We start from the raw sequence: 15,768 nt of genomic DNA on the forward strand, positions 1-15,768 counted from the left end.
TCCGGACGGTGCTGGCGCTGTCTCTGGCGATGATGCTGGCGATCGTTCTCGGCCTGCTGTAAGCGCCGGCAGAGCCGCGATCGATGCCGAAATCGGCGAAGGCCTCCGGCGCAGGGCGCCGGAGGCCTTTTCGTCGGTCAGAAGGTGACCTTGTCCTTGATCTCGGCCTCGACGTTCGAGGGCAGGGTTCCGCGTTTCACCAGATCGGCGAAATCCTTGAACTTCGCCTTGCCGCGTTCCTCGATGATCTTCTTGGCGCGGACCTCGCCAATGCCCTTGAGGGTGTCGAGCTCGGCGGCGGTCGCCGTGTTGATATTGATCTTTTTGGCCTGGGCAGCCGCGGGCTGGGCGGCGGGTGTCGCCGGCTTGGTTGCGGGGGCTCCCTGCGTTGCCGGGGCGGCGGGCGCCGTGACAGGTGCGGCGGGCTTCGCGGCGGGAGCTGGCTGCGTCACGGTCTGGGCGAAAGCCTGGCCGCCCATGGCGGCGAGCGCGACGAGGGGGAGCAGGAAACGGGACATCGTCATGGCAAGACCTCACTGGGTCGGCCCGGATCATCGCGTTCGACAGGGGCCGGGTCCCTCTGCCGGACGACGCTGGCGGCGCGGGGCCGTTCAGCGCGCCGCGCGGGGCTCGCCGATGATGGTGGCGCGCCGCGATGCGACGATGCGAATAGACGCCTTTCGAATTGAACAGATGCCGAATGCTGCGTTCACCGGGCAGTCAGGTTCGGGGCGCGTTCAGCGGGCGAGAAACTCGCTGACGCGGCCGACGCCGTAGAGCAGCCCGAAGCCCCAGGCGAAGGAGGCACCCCAGTTCGCGAGCTGGAACGCCCAGAACGGCATGGCGACGATGCCCGCCACGATCGCGATCACCGCCCTCAACGGCCCGAAGAAGTGACCGATCAGGATGCTGGCGATGCCCCACTTCTCGAAGAAGGCGTGGCCGCGGTCCAGGAGTTCAGGGTTCTTGGTGAAGGGCCAGTAGTCGTGGACGCGCGGGCCGAGGACGAGCCCGGCCCAGTAGGACACCCAGAAGCCGGCACCGGCGCCGAGCGAAGCCGCCAGCGCCAGCGGGACGAGGTTGAGGCCCGAAGCGCCTGCGACGGCGCCGAAGGTGGTGAAGAATACTGTGGCCGGGACGAGCCAGGAGAGAATCGCGACGCATTCGGCGAAGGCGACCGCGAAGACGATCGGGATCGCCCATTGCTGATTGGCCTGCATGAACTCGACGAGCGCCTTCATGGCTTGTTCGATGTCGGCCATGGCGTTCGGCTCGGCTCCTGCGGGGTCGGGTCGGCTCAGGCATATGGCTGTGTCGGCGGAACGATGCAAGCGACGGGCAGCCGCAGTGCGTGGCGGCGTTGCCTTCCCGGAACGATCGCCTATTAATTTCGGCAATACAGAAAAGCTGCCGGCACGGCGCAAGGCTGCCGACGAGGAAACGGATTTCATGGAGTTGCAGGATCGCCCGCATGCTCATGCGGGGAAAGCGCCGGTTTCGTCGGGGGATCCGGCGGTTGCGCTCGGTGGTGTCGACATCACCTTCCATCTCGCCGATGGCGGTCGCTATCAGGCGGTCAAGGGCATCGATCTCAAGGTCCATCCCGGCGAGTTCGTCTCGATCGTCGGGCCGACAGGCTGCGGCAAGTCCACGCTGCTCAACGCGGCGGCTGGACTGCTCTCGCCCTCGGCCGGCTCGGTCGGCATCTTCGGCAAGCCGCTTGCGGGCCTGAACCGCCGCGCCGGCTATCTCTTCCAGCAGGACGCGCTGATGCCGTGGAAGACGGCACTGGACAACGTCAAGGTCGCGCTGGAGCCGATGGGCGTGCCCGAGCGCGAGGCGGATCAGCGCGCCCGCGAATGGCTGGGCCGCGTGGGCCTGCGGACCTTCGTCGACCGCTATCCGCACATGCTCTCGGGCGGCCAGCGCAAGCGCGTCAGCCTCGCCCAGATGCTGATCCGCAATCCCGAGATCCTGCTGATGGACGAGCCCTTCGGGCCACTCGACGCGCAGACCCGGCAGATCATGGGCAACCTCCTGCTCGATCTCTGGTCGCGCGACCGCAAGGCGCTGATGTTCGTCACCCACGACCTCGAAGAGGCGATCGCGCTCTCCGACCGGGTGGTGGTGATGTCGGCCGGCCCGGCGGCGGGGATCGTCGCCGACTACAAGGTCGACCTGCCGCGCCCGCGCGACATCGCCGACATCCGGCTGGAAAAGGCCTTCCACGAGATCCATCGCGACATCTGGACCTCGCTGCGCGTCGAGGTGCAGAAGGCCTATGCGATGGGCGAGGGACGCGAGCTGGTCGGAGGAGACGCATCATGAAGCGCATGAAGCTCATCTCGCTCCAGATCCTGGTGATGATCGCATTTCTGCTGTTCTGGCATGTCGCGACGACCACGAGCCTGTTCGGCGACGTCAAGACGATCCAGTTCTTCTTCTCGACGCCGGTCGCGGTGCTGACGCGCACTTTCAAGCAGCTCACCAGCGCCGACATCTACTGGCATCTCGGCATCACCCTGACCGAGACGGTGCTCGCCTTTGTCATCGGCTCGCTCGCGGGCATCCTGTTCGGCTTCGCCTTCGCGCGGCGCGAGCTGCTTTCTCAGGTGTTCGACCCCTATATCAAGGCGGCTAATGCGCTGCCGCGCGTCGTGCTGGCGCCGATCTTCGCGCTCTGGTTCGGGCTGGGCATCTGGTCGAAGGTGGCGCTCGGCTTCACGCTCGTCTTCTTCATCGTGTTCTTCAACGTCTACCAGGGCGTGCGCGAGGTCTCGCCGACGATCCTGGCCAATGCGCGCATGCTCGGCATGAACGAGCGCCAGCTCTTCAAGCATGTCTACTGGCCCTCGGCACTGACCTGGATGTTCTCCTCGCTGCACACCTCGGTCGGCTTCGCGCTGGTCGGCGCGGTGGTCGGCGAATATCTCGGCTCCTCGGCGGGGCTCGGCTACAAGATCCATGAGGCGGAGAGCGTCTTCGACGTCACCGGCGTGTTCTCGGGCATGCTGATCCTGGCGATCTTCGTCATCGCCATCGACGCGCTGGTCACGTTGGTCGAGAAGCGGCTGCTGGTCTGGCGGCCGGGGCAGAGCTCGACGACGGTGGCCTGATGGCGGCCGAGGCCGTGGCGGAAACCATGGCTTCCTCAACGTCAGCTCGCTAGGATCGGAGCATCGCGCTCAAGAGTGGGAGGTTCCGGTGGCCGAAACGATCAGCATCGGTGGGCTGCTCCTGGAGTTCCTGCACGACAAGGACGAAACCGAAGGCAGCGTCGACGTCTTTCGGATGACCGTGGCTCCTAAGGGAAAGGTTCCCGTGCCTCACCATCACGAGAGCTGGGACGAGACGGTCTACGGTCTCGACGGAACCTTGACGTTCACGATCGACGGCCGCGACGTCGCCTTGAGGCCCGGTCAGTCGGCCTTCATCCGGCGCGGCGTCATCCACGGCTTCCGGAACGACAGCGACCAGGCGGCGAGTTGCCTCTGCATCCTGTCGCCCGGCGTGCTGGGGCCGGGATATTTTCGTGAGATCGCCGGCTTGCTGGTCGGTGGCGGGCCGCCCGATCCCGCCGCGGTCAGGGAGGTCATGGTCCGTCACGGCCTCGTTCCCGCAGTGCCGGCGGGCTGAGCTACGGACGGCCAGGGCCATGCGGGTCGGCGGGGCGGGCACCCCGCCGCTCCGGCCGGTGGGCTTTTTTGGCTGTTCTACCGGCGCATTTCCGTCAGCGCCCTCTGCAGGGGAGCGGGCGAGACCTGGATCGGCCCTTCGAAGGGTCCGTCCATGTCCACGATCAGGTAGATCGCTCCGCCGATCAGCGCCGCAGCCGCGATGAAGCAGGTCACGACCACGGCGTTCCGCGGGGCGCGGAAGCCGAAGGTCGCGAAGATCAGGACCAGCCAGGCGACGACCATCAGCATCAGCGGCCGCGGCAGCGAACCCTCGGCCTGTTCCACAAGGCTCCAGCGCAGCTCCAGCACCTTGCGATATTGTTCGCGCATGTCGTTCCAGATCGAGAGCTGAGAGGCGCGGTTCGGTTCGAAGGCGCGCAGGCGGGTTCCGACATTCTCGAGCAACCGTTCGGATGTTGTGTCCGACAGCCCGCCTTCAGCAGTCCAATGGCCGTTCGCGGCGCGCTCGGTATAGGCGACAAGCCCCTGGCGGGTTTCGCCGGCCTCCGGGCCATAGAGGAACAACATCCGATCGAGCAGGATCAGCTCGGTGGCGTAGCTGTGAACGTCCCGGTTGACCCCGTCGAATCTGCTCTTCGCCGAGGTGATCATCAGGCCGAGCACCAGAGACGTCATCACGACGAAAATATTTGCGATTAGATGCAAGACCTTCTGCGTGTCGTCCAGCCGTTGATGCTCCGGAAGCCGCTCGTAGGAGAACAGTGCGCCCAGAGAGGCTGCCATCAGGCAGACAAACACGAATATGGCGATGCGCATCTCGTTCACGGTCGGCCCTCGTCTTGCAGATGCAACGGGTAGACATGCGTGGACATGCCAGGCGGCGGCGCTTTGCCGGCTGGCTCGGGATTCTTGCTCCCGCCGTTCAATCTAGCCTATGTTCGACGCAAATGCGCGCCCGTCAGAAGCGCCAGCAGGATCCAAACCGGAGGAACGCCTATGCTCTTGTCCCGCCGCAGCGCGCTGGCTGCGCTTGCTCTTTCGACCGCGCTCGGCGCGGCATCCCATGCGCTCGCCCAGAACGCGGAGAAGCCGAAGCTTACACTCGGCGTTGGCGGCAAGCAGCTGCTCTACTACCTGCCGCTCACCGTCGCGGAGAAGAAGGGCTTCTTCAAGGAGCAGGGGCTCGACGTCGAGATCAACGATTTCGGCGGCGGCGCGAAGTCGCTGCAGGCGCTCGTCGGCGGCTCGGTCGATGTCGTGACCGGCGCCTATGAGCACACCATCCGCATGCAGGCCAAAGGGCAGGACATCCGCGCGGTGATCGAGCTCGGCCGCTTCCCGGCGATCACCATCGCAGTGCGCAAGGACCTCGCCGACAAGGTCAAATCGGCGGCCGATTTCAAGGGACTCAAGATCGGCGTGACGGCGCCGGGCTCCTCGACGGCGCTGACCGCGCAATACGCCATGGTCAAGGCCGGACTGAAGGCGACGGACGCGCCGATCATTGGTGTCGGGGCCGGCGCGAGCGCGGTCGCGGCGATCAAGCAGAAGCAGGTCGACGTGATCTCGCATCTCGATCCGGTGACCTCGAAGCTCGAGGCCGACGGCGACATCGTCTCCTTGATCGACACCCGCACCGAGGCCGGCACCAAGGCGCTGTTCGGCGGCTCGAACCCGGCGGCGGTGCTCTATCTCAAGAACGACTTCGCCGAGAAGAACCCGATCACGACGCAGAAGCTGGTCAACGCCTTCATGAAGTCGCTGAAATGGCTGGAAACCGCGAAGCCTGAAGAGGTTGCCGACCTCGTGCCGGAAGAGTTCCTGCTCGGCGACAAGCCGCTCTACATCCGCGCGGTGAAGAACTCGCAGGAGAGCTATTCGCGCACTGGCATCTCCACGCCCGACGCCATGAAGAGCATGTATGACTCGCTGAAGCTGCTCGACCCGGAGCTGACCAACTCCAATGTCGACCTGTCGAAGACCTTCATCGACAGCTTCGCCAAGAAGGCAGCCTCCGGCTCCTGAGCCATGCATTTGGCTTAGAGCTGTCATTTGATGTCGCGTGCAATCTGCATCCAGTGCATGCTGCGCGGATTCGCGCTGGGGGGATCAGGTGAGCAGCGATACGGCATTTCTGGATGGCGGCGGCGAGATGGCCGCCGCCATCCGCGACTATGACTGGAGCACGACCCCGCTTGGGCCGATCGGCCAGTGGCCGGTGGCCCTGAAGACGGCGGTCGGCATGATGGTCAACTCGCACTTCCCCAAATGCATCGCTTGGGGCGCGGATTTGATCACCATCCACAATGATGCCTTCCGGTCTATCCTCGGCGACAAGCCGCCCGCCCTCGGCCGCTCCTTTCATGAGGTCTGGTCCGAGGTCTGGGAAGAGATCGGCCCGATGACGGCCAAAGCGCTGGCCGGCGAGGCGACCTTCATCGAAGACTTCCCGCTCACCATTAATCGATACGGCCATCCCGAAGAGGTGTGGTTCACCTTCTGCTACAGTCCGATCCGGGACGAGGCCGGCCGGGTTCTCGGCATGATCGACACGGTGATGGAGACGACCGGCAAGATGCTCGCCGAGCGCAACGGCCGCCTGCTCAACGCCGAACTTGCCCACCGCATGAAGAACACGCTCGCGATGATCGCGGCGATCGCCAGCCAGACCTTCCGCTCGGCGGAAACGCTCGAAGAGGCGCAATCAGTCCTGAGCGAGCGCATCGCCACGCTCGGCGAGGCCCATTCGATCCTGACGCAGTCGAGCTGGAGCAGCGCGCCGATCCGCACGGTGGTCGAAGGGGCGCTGGCGCCGCATCGCTCGGGCCTCGGCACGATCCGCATCGAGGGGCCGCTGCTGCGATTGCCGGCCGATCAGGCGATGACGCTGGCCCTCGCGGTCAACGAACTCGCGACAAATGCAGTGAAGTACGGTGCGCTCTCGGTGGAGGCCGGAGAGGTCTCGATCGGCTGGTCGATCGGGCGTCCGCAGAGCGAGGACGCCTTCCGCTTCGAATGGCGTGAAAGCGGTGGCCCTCCCGTCGTGAAGCCGCGCCGCCAGGGTTTTGGCTCGCGGCTGGTGGAGCGCGTCATGTCGCAGAAGTTCCATGGCGAGGTTGAGCTGGACTATCGGCCGGAAGGGCTGCGTTATCTGCTGGCCACCACGATGGTGAATGTCGCGCCGCGCGAGTGACTGTCCCGCAGGCCATGCGCTGCTTTCTGTCCCAGCGATGACAAGGGACCTGCGCTTCGTCGCGGTGGGTCCTTTTCCTTTTTGCACGCCTTTCAACTGCACGCTGGACTTGCCGGGGCGGCGGCGCGACAGTGCGGCGCTGACGTAAGGAGAGGCGACATGACAGGACGCGCCGCCGTCGAAGCCCTGATCCGCGATGCCTACGCTGCCCGCCATCGGGGCGATCTCGATGCCCTGATGGAATACCTCCATCCCGATTGCAGCTACCGGCTCGCCGGCGGACCGCAGGCGGCCGAGGTCTTTGCCGAGCCGGACGGGCATTCCGCCGTGCGCGAGCAGATGGCCGGGCTGATCGCGACCTATGTGTTCCGTAACATCGAAGAGCTGGCGCTGACGGTCGATGGGGACCGGGCGATGCTGCATTGGCGCGCCGATGTCGAGTGCAGGCCGACTGGCCGCACCGGCTCCTTCGAGGTCATGGACATCTTCACCATCGCCGACGGCAAGGTGAAAAGCCTCACCCAGTTCACGGACACGGCCGGCGTGGCCCGGCTGTCGATGCCCCAGCCTTCGCGCTGATCGCGGACATCACCGCTTTCGATTTGCGCCTTGCGCGAGAGCCGTTAGGTTCGCGGGCTCATCGTGAACGGGGTATCGCTTCGGACCATGAATATTCTCTCGATCCAGTCCCATGTCGCCTATGGCCATGTGGGCAACGCCTCGGCGACCTTCCCGATGCAGAGGCTCGGCGTCGAAGTCTGGCCGATCCACACGGTGCAGTTCTCGAATCATACCGGCTACGGCAACTGGAAGGGCCGCGTCTTCGATGGCGGCATGATCGATGAGGTGATGGAGGGCATCGCCGAGCGCGGCGTGCTCGCCAGCTGCGATGGCGTGATCTCCGGTTACATGGGCTCTGCCGATATCGGCCACGCCATCCTGTCCGCAGTCGAAAAGGTGCGGGCAGCGAATCCGAAGGCGCTCTATTGCTGCGACCCGGTGATCGGCGATGTCGGCCGCGGCATCTTCGTGCGCCCCGGCATCCCGGAGTTCATGCGCGAGCAGGCAGTGCCTGCCGCGGATATCGTGACGCCCAACCAGTTCGAGCTGGAGTTGCTGACGGATATCGAGGTGAAGACCGTCGCCGATGCGCACCGCGCCGTCGAGGCTCTGCGCGACGCCGGGCCGAAGGTGGTGATGGTGACCTCGCTCGTGACCGAGGAAACGCCGGCCGGTTCGATCGACCTCATGGCGGCGGACGCCAAGGGGACCTGGCGGGTGCGCACGCCGAAGCTCGACGTCAGCGTCAACGGCGCAGGCGATGCGATCGCGGCGCTGTTCTTCACCCATTACCTGCGCGAGGAATCGGCCGCGGCCGCGCTGTCGAAGGCGTCGTCCTCGATCTACGGGCTGCTGAAGCGCACAAAGGAGGCGGGCTCGCGCGAGATCCTGACCGTGGCGGCGCAGGACGAGTTCGTCACGCCCTCGCAGGTCTTCGAGCCCCAGGCGATCTGACGTCGATGCGGCGGACTTCCCTCAGCCCTCATCCCGAGGAGCGCCGCAAGGCACGTCTCGAAGGATGTCCCAGGAGGTTCAGGAACCATCTGGACCATCCTGCGAGATGCCGCTTCGCGGCTCCTCAGGGTGAGAGCTCGAAGAGTGTCCTTCGATGAGGCTGCGTGTCGGCACCTTCAACGTCGAGAACCTGCTGACGCGCCACCGCTTCGAGCCGGGCGGGCGCACGGAGACGGCGGCAGCGATGTCGCTGTTCCATTTCCCCCGCTCCGACGAGCGCGACGCGGTGGAGCGCTCTCTCGCCGTGGCGCTGGAGGACGACAAGCGCCAGATGACCGCGCTCGCCATCGCCGAGGCGCAGGCCGATCTCTGGATGCTGCAGGAGGTCGACTCGCTCGCGAGTTTGCAGGCCTTCTTCGCCAACTACGTCCATCGCATCGCCGACCATCGCTACGGCCATTTCACGCTGATCGACGGCAACGACCGCCGCAGCATCGACATCGGCTTCGCGGCGCGGCGCGACCTGTTCGGCCCGGGGCAGCTCAAGGTGCGCTCGCACAAGGACCTGACCTTCGCAGAAGCCGGCGTGCATGACCGTGAGCTCGCCAGGCTCGGCATCGGGCCGCATGGCAAGGTCTTCGCGCGCGACTGCCTTGAGGTGGAGCTGACCCTAGGCGGAAGGCGGCTCAGCCTGTTCGGCTGCCACTTCAAGTCGATGAATAACGGCCGCGAGGATGGCCGGGAAATGACGCTGCCCGTCCGCCGCGCCGAGGCGCGGGCGGTGAAATGGCTGATCCAGCAACGCTTCGGCGGCGGCTGGCGCGAGACGAACTGGATCGTACTGGGCGATCTCAACGGCTATCGCTACAGCCTTGGGCCGCGCGCCGAGCGGGCCGACGAGGGCGCGAGCGGCATCGAACCTTTGCTGGACGATTTTGCCGTCGATCCGATGGAGACGTTGCCGGCGCATGAACGCTGGACGCATTTCCGGCGCTACTGGTCTGAGGACCAGGAGAAGCTGATCGACAGCCATATGCCGCTCGACCACATCCTGCTTTCGCCGGCACTGGCGGCGGCCAATCCGCAGCCCGCCATGCAGATGATCCGGAGCGGTCTGCCGTATCGCGTGCCGCTCGATCCGCGTGCGCCTGACCGCTCGATGGCGCGGCTGGCGACCTGCGCCGACCGCTACCCGCGTGTCGGCTGGGACCGTCCGAAGGCTTCCGACCACTGTCCGCTCACGATCGACCTCGAAATTCCCGCAGGGTGACCCCGATGAAACGCCGCTTCGTCACGCTCGACGTCTTCACCACGCGCCGCCATGCCGGCAATCCGCTGGCGGTGGTGCTCCAGTCGGAAGGGCTCGATACGGAGGCGATGCAGGCCATCGCGCGCGAGTTCAATCTGTCGGAGACGGTCTTCGTCTCGCCGCCTGAGAAGCAGGGGCATCGCGCTTCTGTCCGCATCTTCACGCCGGGCGCCGAACTCCCCTTCGCCGGCCATCCGACTGTTGGCACCGCCGTCTGGCTCGCGCTCACCGACCATGCCGCGGGCGCGCCCGCCGATATGCTGGTGCTGGAGGAGACGATCGGGCCGGTTTCCTGCGCCGTCGAGATCACCGGCAGCCATGCCGGGCATGCGATCTTCACCTTGCCGCGTCTGCCGGAGCAGGTGGGGGAGGCGGCGACTGCCGGCGCGATCGCGGCAGCGCTCGGGCTTCAGTCCAGCGATCTCGGCTTTGCAGCGCACAGGCCGACGGTCTTTTCTGCCGGCGTGCCGTTCCTCTGCGTGCCCGTGGCGACGCGGGAGGCCGTGGGCCGCGCAAGGCCGGAGGCCGCGCATTGGCAAGCGGCGATCGGCGCGGGCGGTGCCTTCCTCTACAGCGCCGAGACTGCAGAGGCCGGGAACGCCTTTCATGCCCGAATGTTCTGGCCCGGGACCGGAATCGGTGAGGATCCGGCGACGGGCGGCGCGGTCGCGGCCTTCGCTGGTGCCGTCATGGCCTATGACAAGCCGGATGACGGCGACCATCGCTTCGTCGTCGAACAAGGCTACGAGATGGGCCGGCCTTCGCAGATCGCGCTGGAACTGAGCGTGCGGAACGGCGCACTCGTCTCGGCGCGCATCGGCGGTTCGGCCATCGTGGTCAGCGAGGGCGTGTTGCTGTGAGCGACGGCGTCGAGAACGGCACGATCGTCCGGCTGTCGCAGGTCGATGCCAAGATCGAGTCCTATGACTGGCGTTTTGCGCGCGAGAGCGCCGCAGACATCGAAGCGCATTGGGCCAGGATCAGTGCTGGCAAGCCGGCCATGTTCAACGGTCGCGTCATGCTGCAGCACCGCGCCGCGATCCGCGACGGCGTGTTCGAGGCCGGCTATTTCGAGACCGACTATGCCGCCTTCATGACCTGGCGCGACGTCGGCCATCCCGGCCCGGTGATCCGCAACGGTTTCGCCATGGCGGCGCTTCGGGCCAAGGACGGCGCCTTCCTCTGCGGCAAGATGGGCGAGCACACGGCCAATGCAGGCAAGGTCTATTTCGCCGCCGGCACGCCCGACCGCGAGGATGCCCGCCCCGACGGCAGGCTCGACCTGGCCGGAAGCGTCACGCGCGAGCTCGCGGAGGAGACGGGCCTGCACGTCGAGGAACTCGATGTGGGCGAGGGCTGGACGGCGGTGATCGAGCAGGGGCGCATCGCCTTCATGCGCGAGGTCCACATCGACCTGCCGGCGGAGGCGGCGCGCGTACTAATGCTGGAGCGGATGAAGCATCTCGAAGAGGAGGAACTCTCCGACATCGTGATCGTGCGCGACCTCGCCGAGACGGAAAAGCACGACATGCCGCCCTTCATGCGCCGCTATCTCGCACATATGTTCGGCGGTGCCTGAACTTGTTCGGTCATTCGTAAAGCCCTCATCCTGAGGAGGCCCATAGGGCCGTCTCGAAGGATGCTTCAGGAGGCTCCGGAATCATCTGGAGCATCCTTCGAGACGCCGCTTCGCGGCTCCTCAGGATGAGGGCTGACAATCCAAACGGTTCAGAGCTGCCTTGTCCGCCTGCCTCACGAAAGTGATCCGATGACCTCTACTGAATCCGCTTATCCCGAGGCTCTCGCGCTGCCGGCTGAGAACCCCTTCGCCACGCGCTGGGAAACGCCGTTCCGCCTGCCGCCCTTCGCTGCGATCAAGCCGGAGCACATCCGACCGGCCTTCGACGCGGCGCTCGCCAAGCACAGGGCCGAGATCGCCGCGATCGTCGGCGACAAGGCTGCGCCCGATTTCGCCAATACGATCGAAGCGCTGGAGCGGGCAGGGCGTGCGCTCAGCCGCGTCGGCGGCGTGTTCTACAACCTGACCGGCGCCGACACGAACGAGGCGCTGCAGGCGATCGAGCGCGAGATGTCGCCGATCTCCTCGCGGCACTGGTCGGCGATCATGATGGATGAGGGGCTCTTCGCCCGCGTCGACGCGGTCAATGCCGCGCGCGATATGCTCGGCCTCGATGCCGAGCAGGCGCGCCTGCTGGAGCGGACCTATAAGGGCTTCATCCGCTCGGGTGCGAAGCTGAACCCCGAGGGCAAGAAGCGACTTGCTGCGATCAACGAGCGGCTGGCCGCGCTCGGTACCCAGTTCAGCCAGAACGTGCTGAAGGATGAATCCTCCTATGCCCTGTTCATCGAAGCCGAGGCCGGGCTCGCCGGTCTTCCAGAGTTCCTGAAGGCGGCGATGGCGCGCGCTGCGGCCGATCGCGGCAAGCCGGGCCAGCATGCGGTGACGCTGTCGCGCTCGATCATCGAGCCTTTCCTGACTTTCTCGACCCGCCGCGATCTGCGTGAGGAAGCCTTCATCGCCTGGAGCAAGCGCGGCGAGAATGGCGGCGAGAGCGACAACCGTGCGATCGTCGCGGAGATGGTGACGCTGCGGGCCGAAAAGGCGAAGCTGCTGGGATATCCGACCTTCGCGCATTTCAAGCTCGACGACGCCATGGCGAAGACGCCGGAGCATGTGCGCGGGCTGCTGGAGCTGGTCTGGAAGCCGGCCAAGGCGCGGGCGGCGCGCGAGGCGGCCGATCTCGCGGCGCTCGCCCAGGACGAGGGCGAGAACGGGCCGATCCGCCCCTGGGACTGGCGCCATTATGCCGAGAAGGTCAGGCAGAAGACCTTTGCGCTCGATGAAGCCGTGCTGAAGCCCTATCTGCAGCTCGACCGCGTCAGGCAGGCCGCCTTCGACGTCGCCGGCAAGCTCTTTGGGCTTTCCTTCGCCGAGCAGCCGGAGCTCGCGGGCTATCACCCGGATGTCCGCATTTTCGAGGTGACGGAGACCGGCTCCGGGCGCCATATCGGCCTGTTCATCGGCGACTACTTCGCCCGCTCCTCGAAGCGCTCGGGCGCCTGGATGAGTGCCTTCCGCGGCCAGCGCAAGCTCGACGGCGAGACCCGGCCGATCATCGTCAATGTCTGCAATTTCGCGAAGCCGGCGGAGGGCAAGCCCGCGCTGCTCTCGCTCGACGATGCGCGCACGCTCTTCCACGAGTTCGGCCATGCGCTGCATGGGCTGCTTTCGGACGTGACCTATGGCTCGCTCGCCGGCACGGCAGTGGCGCGCGATTTCGTGGAGCTGCCCTCGCAGCTTTACGAGCACTGGTTCCTGACGCGCGAGGTGATGCGCGAATATTGCCTGCATGCCGAGACGGCCGAGCCGATCCCGGAGGCGCTGATCGACAAGATCGAGAAGGCGCAGACCTTCAACCAGGGCTTCGCCACCGTGGAGTACACCTCCTCGGCGTTGGTCGATCTCGCCTTCCATTCGCTGGAGGAGCCGGCGGAGGTCGATCCGCTCGCCTTCGAGGCGGCGGAACTCGCGCGCATCGGCATGCCCAGTGAGATCATCATGCGCCACCGCACGCCGCACTTCACCCATGTCTTCTCGGGCGACGGCTATTCGGCCGGCTACTACAGCTATCTCTGGTCGGAGGTGATGGACGCCGACGCTTTCAACGCCTTCATCGAGACGGGCGACGTGTTCTCAGCTCAGCTCGCCGAAAAGCTGAAGCGCTACATCTACTCGGCCGGCGACACGCGCGACGCTGCCGAGGCCTATACGCTCTTCCGCGGCCGGTTGCCGACCCCGGATGCGCTGCTCGAGAAGCGGGGGCTGGCCGCCTGAGCGGGAGCATGGCGAACCGCCGCGCTCAGGGCGGAAACGAGCCCTGAGCCTCGGTCTGGACAAGGACGGCACCGCTTTTGTCGAGCGCCTCGATCGTCCAGATATAGCGATGTCTCTGCCCCGTCGGAGGGCAGGGGCCGACATAGCTGATTGCCCCCTGCGCCACTCGCCCCTTGCCGTCATAGGCGACTGTCGAGCCGCCATGCCGGAAATTGGGCGCGTCGTAGTCGCGCATGGCAAAGCGCAGTCTCTCCGTGCCTTTCGGAGCGTTTCGGACCACGAAGGCGGGCGAGATTCCGCCGCAAGCGCCTATTCCCTTCCAGGAAAATGAGGCGGAGAAGGCGAATGCGGATGCCGGGATGCCGAGCCCTAGTACGGCTGCTGCGACGGTGGCAGTGGCTATCAGGCGTTTCATCGGCGTGTTCCCTCAACCGGTCCCGAGCGGCTGTCTCAGCCCGGATAACCGAACCTCGCCTTGGTCGCGTGGAGCTGGCTGATCGCGCCCGCGTCGTTGCCGGCCGCGCAGGTCGAGCGGGCGCGCGAAATCTCGCCGCTGACCCGGTCATGCACGCCCTTGGTGGTGTGGCCGGTGGCAAGATCGTTGTCGATCACCGCCTGGAAGCGCTCGACCTCTCCGGAGCAGCCCGTGCCCGTCGGCATGCGGAAGGTGCTGGGCGTCACGCCCGGCGCAGCCTGTTCCGGCGGCGGGGCGGAGGGCGTGCTGACGGTCGAAGTCTGGCAGGCCGATAGCAGGATGGCGCAGAGTGCAAGGACGGGCAGATGGCGCATCGGAAAGCTCCGCGGAGACAAGACCGCCCGACGATGTCTGATTCTCGGGATCGGTGAAATCGCGCTGTCCGACCGGCCGCCTATTGCGGCATGTTGACGGCGAGATATGGCGCGGTCGCCTTTTCGTTGGGGCCGACGATCGCCGGGACCCGGTTCGTAACCGGCTTGAGACTCTTGAGATAGGCGGCCAGCGCGAAAGCATCGGCATCGGTCAGCTTGCCATAGCCATTGTAGGGCATGGCAGGTGCCAGGACGCGGCCGTCGGGCCGGGTCCCCAGACGGATTGCCTTGACGATGTCAGCCTCCGACCAGGAGCCGAGCCCCGTCTCCTTGTCCGGCGTGAGATTGGGCGGAAAGAAGGTGCCGAGGCCCGGAATGTGAAAGCCCACCTCGGATCCCGCGAGCCGCCGTTGCATATCGGGCTTCCCGAGAAAGATGCCCGGCGTATGGCAGCCGGCGCAATCCATGATGCTCGCGAGGTACTCGCCGCGACGCAGCTTCTCCTGCGACGGTGCCGTTTGCGCCGTGAGCGCCGTGGGCACCGAGAGGCCGATGACGATGAGCGCGCCGAAGATCGTCTGCTGCATGATTGCCCCCTGGCGTCTCGTGCAGTCGTTTCCGCTGCACCGATCTGTTCGAGCAGTTGGACATCGTTTGACGGGATGACGTTAGGGAATGTTCTAGCATTGCTCTCATGTCGGGGAAAGAACCAAAGACCCGACGAGGTCGGGCCTATCCGCGCTCCGGCATGAAGAACGCCAGCACCGTGAACACGGCAGCCGCAGCGGCGGCCAGCCAGATCGCGTCGAGGCCGATACGGCTGTGCGAGAAGGCTCCAACGACGGCGCCGCTGAGCAGGCCGAGCCAGAGCACGAGATGGCGCAGGAAAGCGAGCTTCGGCCCGCCGAGCAGGGCGCCGGCGAGGCGCTGCCCCATCTTCACCAGCGTGCCGGTCATGTAGGTCAGGCCGATCGTGACCTCGCCGTCGCGCTGGAAGACCGAGTTCTCCGCGCCCATCGCCAAGGCGAGCATGCCGGCCGCGGCCGTGCTGAGCCCGATGGTGTCGAGGCTGGCTGCGAAGATCAGCACCGCGGTGACGAAGGCGAGTACCGCCGCCTTCCGCTGTTGCCTGCCGAAATGGCCGATGAGCGACCCGCAGACCACGCCGAGGACGAAAAGGCCGAGGATCGTCGCGGCCAGAACGATGCCGCCGGCATGGCGCCCGGCCAGTTCGATGCCAAGGCGGGTGGTGTTGCCGGTCATGAAGGAGACGAAGAAGCCGCTGAGGCTGATGAAGCCGAGCGCATCGACGAAGCCGGCGAGGCCGGTGAGGCAGAAGGCGAGTCCAATGGCGGGGCGGTCATAGCGCATCATCGGCGCGGGTCTCCGGCAGCACGCGGCCGGCTTCCAGCATGGCGCGACCGCCGGCCGAATCGCACCGCGCCAGCATAATCCACAGATCGTCTCT

The 15,768-nt window shown here is 66.1% G+C and carries 18 protein-coding genes; 11 read left to right on the forward strand and 7 right to left on the reverse strand.

Features of this window, described 5'->3' with window-relative positions; translation table 11 throughout:
* Nucleotides 1–137: 137 nt before the first annotated feature.
* The gene (locus AC1DNE_RS02225) at nt 138–524 is read right to left on the reverse strand and encodes a ComEA family DNA-binding protein (RefSeq protein ID WP_441469607.1); all 387 of its coding nucleotides are present in this window, start codon (nt 522–524) and stop codon (nt 138–140) included.
* A gap of 213 nt (nt 525–737) precedes the next feature.
* Nucleotides 738–1,262 (reverse strand): DedA family protein, encoded by a 525-nt coding sequence (locus AC1DNE_RS02230; protein ID WP_441469606.1) that lies wholly within the window; start codon nt 1,260–1,262, stop codon nt 738–740.
* 187 nt (nt 1,263–1,449) lie between these two features.
* Here AC1DNE_RS02230 and AC1DNE_RS02235 point away from each other — a divergent pair, with 187 nt between their 5' ends.
* From AC1DNE_RS02235 to AC1DNE_RS02245, 3 genes are all read left to right on the forward strand, one after another.
* Nucleotides 1,450–2,328 carry an ABC transporter ATP-binding protein gene (locus AC1DNE_RS02235; protein ID WP_441469605.1) on the forward strand — a complete coding sequence of 293 codons (879 nt, stop codon included), beginning with the start codon at nt 1,450–1,452 and terminating at the stop codon, nt 2,326–2,328.
* Entirely contained in the window at nt 2,325–3,116 is a 792-nt protein-coding gene (locus AC1DNE_RS02240; protein WP_441469604.1) for an ABC transporter permease, read from the forward strand. The genes AC1DNE_RS02235 and AC1DNE_RS02240 overlap by 4 nt, the downstream gene beginning before the upstream one ends.
* 88 nt (nt 3,117–3,204) lie before the next feature.
* Nucleotides 3,205–3,636 (forward strand): cupin domain-containing protein, encoded by a 432-nt coding sequence (locus tag AC1DNE_RS02245; protein ID WP_441469603.1) that lies wholly within the window; start codon nt 3,205–3,207, stop codon nt 3,634–3,636.
* A gap of 77 nt (nt 3,637–3,713) precedes the next feature.
* Here the strand turns inward: AC1DNE_RS02245 and AC1DNE_RS02250 are convergent, their stop codons facing one another.
* A complete protein-coding gene (locus AC1DNE_RS02250; RefSeq protein WP_441470027.1) occupies nt 3,714–4,454 on the reverse strand; it encodes a bestrophin-like domain in 741 nt (246 codons plus the stop codon).
* A 186-nt stretch (nt 4,455–4,640) separates the two neighbouring features.
* Between AC1DNE_RS02250 and AC1DNE_RS02255 the strand changes: the two genes are divergently transcribed.
* From AC1DNE_RS02255 to AC1DNE_RS02290, 8 genes are all read left to right on the forward strand, one after another.
* Nucleotides 4,641–5,663, forward strand: a complete 1,023-nt coding sequence (locus AC1DNE_RS02255) for an ABC transporter substrate-binding protein (protein ID WP_441470026.1) — start codon at nt 4,641–4,643, stop codon at nt 5,661–5,663.
* Between the two features lie 88 nt (nt 5,664–5,751).
* Nucleotides 5,752–6,831, forward strand: coding sequence for a sensor histidine kinase (locus AC1DNE_RS02260; RefSeq protein ID WP_441469602.1), 1,080 nt, complete (start codon nt 5,752–5,754; stop codon nt 6,829–6,831).
* Nucleotides 6,832–6,990: 159 nt separating this feature from the next.
* Nucleotides 6,991–7,410, forward strand: coding sequence for a nuclear transport factor 2 family protein (locus AC1DNE_RS02265; RefSeq protein WP_441469601.1), 420 nt, complete (start codon nt 6,991–6,993; stop codon nt 7,408–7,410).
* A gap of 87 nt (nt 7,411–7,497) precedes the next feature.
* A complete protein-coding gene (gene pdxY / locus AC1DNE_RS02270) occupies nt 7,498–8,346 on the forward strand; it encodes a pyridoxal kinase PdxY (RefSeq protein WP_441469600.1) in 849 nt (282 codons plus the stop codon).
* Between the two features lie 154 nt (nt 8,347–8,500).
* Nucleotides 8,501–9,616 carry an endonuclease/exonuclease/phosphatase family protein gene (locus AC1DNE_RS02275; protein ID WP_441469599.1) on the forward strand — a complete coding sequence of 372 codons (1,116 nt, stop codon included), beginning with the start codon at nt 8,501–8,503 and terminating at the stop codon, nt 9,614–9,616.
* Between the two features lie 5 nt (nt 9,617–9,621).
* A complete protein-coding gene (locus AC1DNE_RS02280; protein WP_476765520.1) occupies nt 9,622–10,515 on the forward strand; it encodes a PhzF family phenazine biosynthesis protein in 894 nt (297 codons plus the stop codon).
* Nucleotides 10,512–11,234: an NUDIX hydrolase gene (locus AC1DNE_RS02285; protein WP_441469597.1), complete on the forward strand. Its 723-nt coding sequence runs from the start codon at nt 10,512–10,514 to the stop codon at nt 11,232–11,234. Before AC1DNE_RS02280 ends, AC1DNE_RS02285 begins: the two co-directional genes overlap by 4 nt.
* Nucleotides 11,235–11,423: 189 nt before the next feature.
* Nucleotides 11,424–13,511, forward strand: coding sequence for a M3 family metallopeptidase (locus tag AC1DNE_RS02290; protein ID WP_441469596.1), 2,088 nt, complete (start codon nt 11,424–11,426; stop codon nt 13,509–13,511).
* 25 nt (nt 13,512–13,536) lie between these two features.
* Here AC1DNE_RS02290 and AC1DNE_RS02295 read toward each other — a convergent pair whose 3' ends face one another.
* The 4 genes from AC1DNE_RS02295 to AC1DNE_RS02310 form a co-directional block, all read right to left on the reverse strand.
* Nucleotides 13,537–13,926: a YbhB/YbcL family Raf kinase inhibitor-like protein gene (locus AC1DNE_RS02295; RefSeq protein ID WP_476765518.1), complete on the reverse strand. Its 390-nt coding sequence runs from the start codon at nt 13,924–13,926 to the stop codon at nt 13,537–13,539.
* Between the two features lie 35 nt (nt 13,927–13,961).
* Nucleotides 13,962–14,300 carry a hypothetical protein gene (locus tag AC1DNE_RS02300; protein WP_441469594.1) on the reverse strand — a complete coding sequence of 113 codons (339 nt, stop codon included), beginning with the start codon at nt 14,298–14,300 and terminating at the stop codon, nt 13,962–13,964.
* Between the two features lie 80 nt (nt 14,301–14,380).
* Nucleotides 14,381–14,887 (reverse strand): c-type cytochrome, encoded by a 507-nt coding sequence (locus AC1DNE_RS02305; RefSeq protein ID WP_441469593.1) that lies wholly within the window; start codon nt 14,885–14,887, stop codon nt 14,381–14,383.
* A gap of 145 nt (nt 14,888–15,032) precedes the next feature.
* Nucleotides 15,033–15,674 carry a YoaK family protein gene (locus tag AC1DNE_RS02310; protein ID WP_441469592.1) on the reverse strand — a complete coding sequence of 214 codons (642 nt, stop codon included), beginning with the start codon at nt 15,672–15,674 and terminating at the stop codon, nt 15,033–15,035.
* Nucleotides 15,675–15,768: the final 94 nt, after the last annotated feature.

The sequence above is a fragment of the Allobosea sp. 05L423 genome (genome assembly GCF_056397745.1).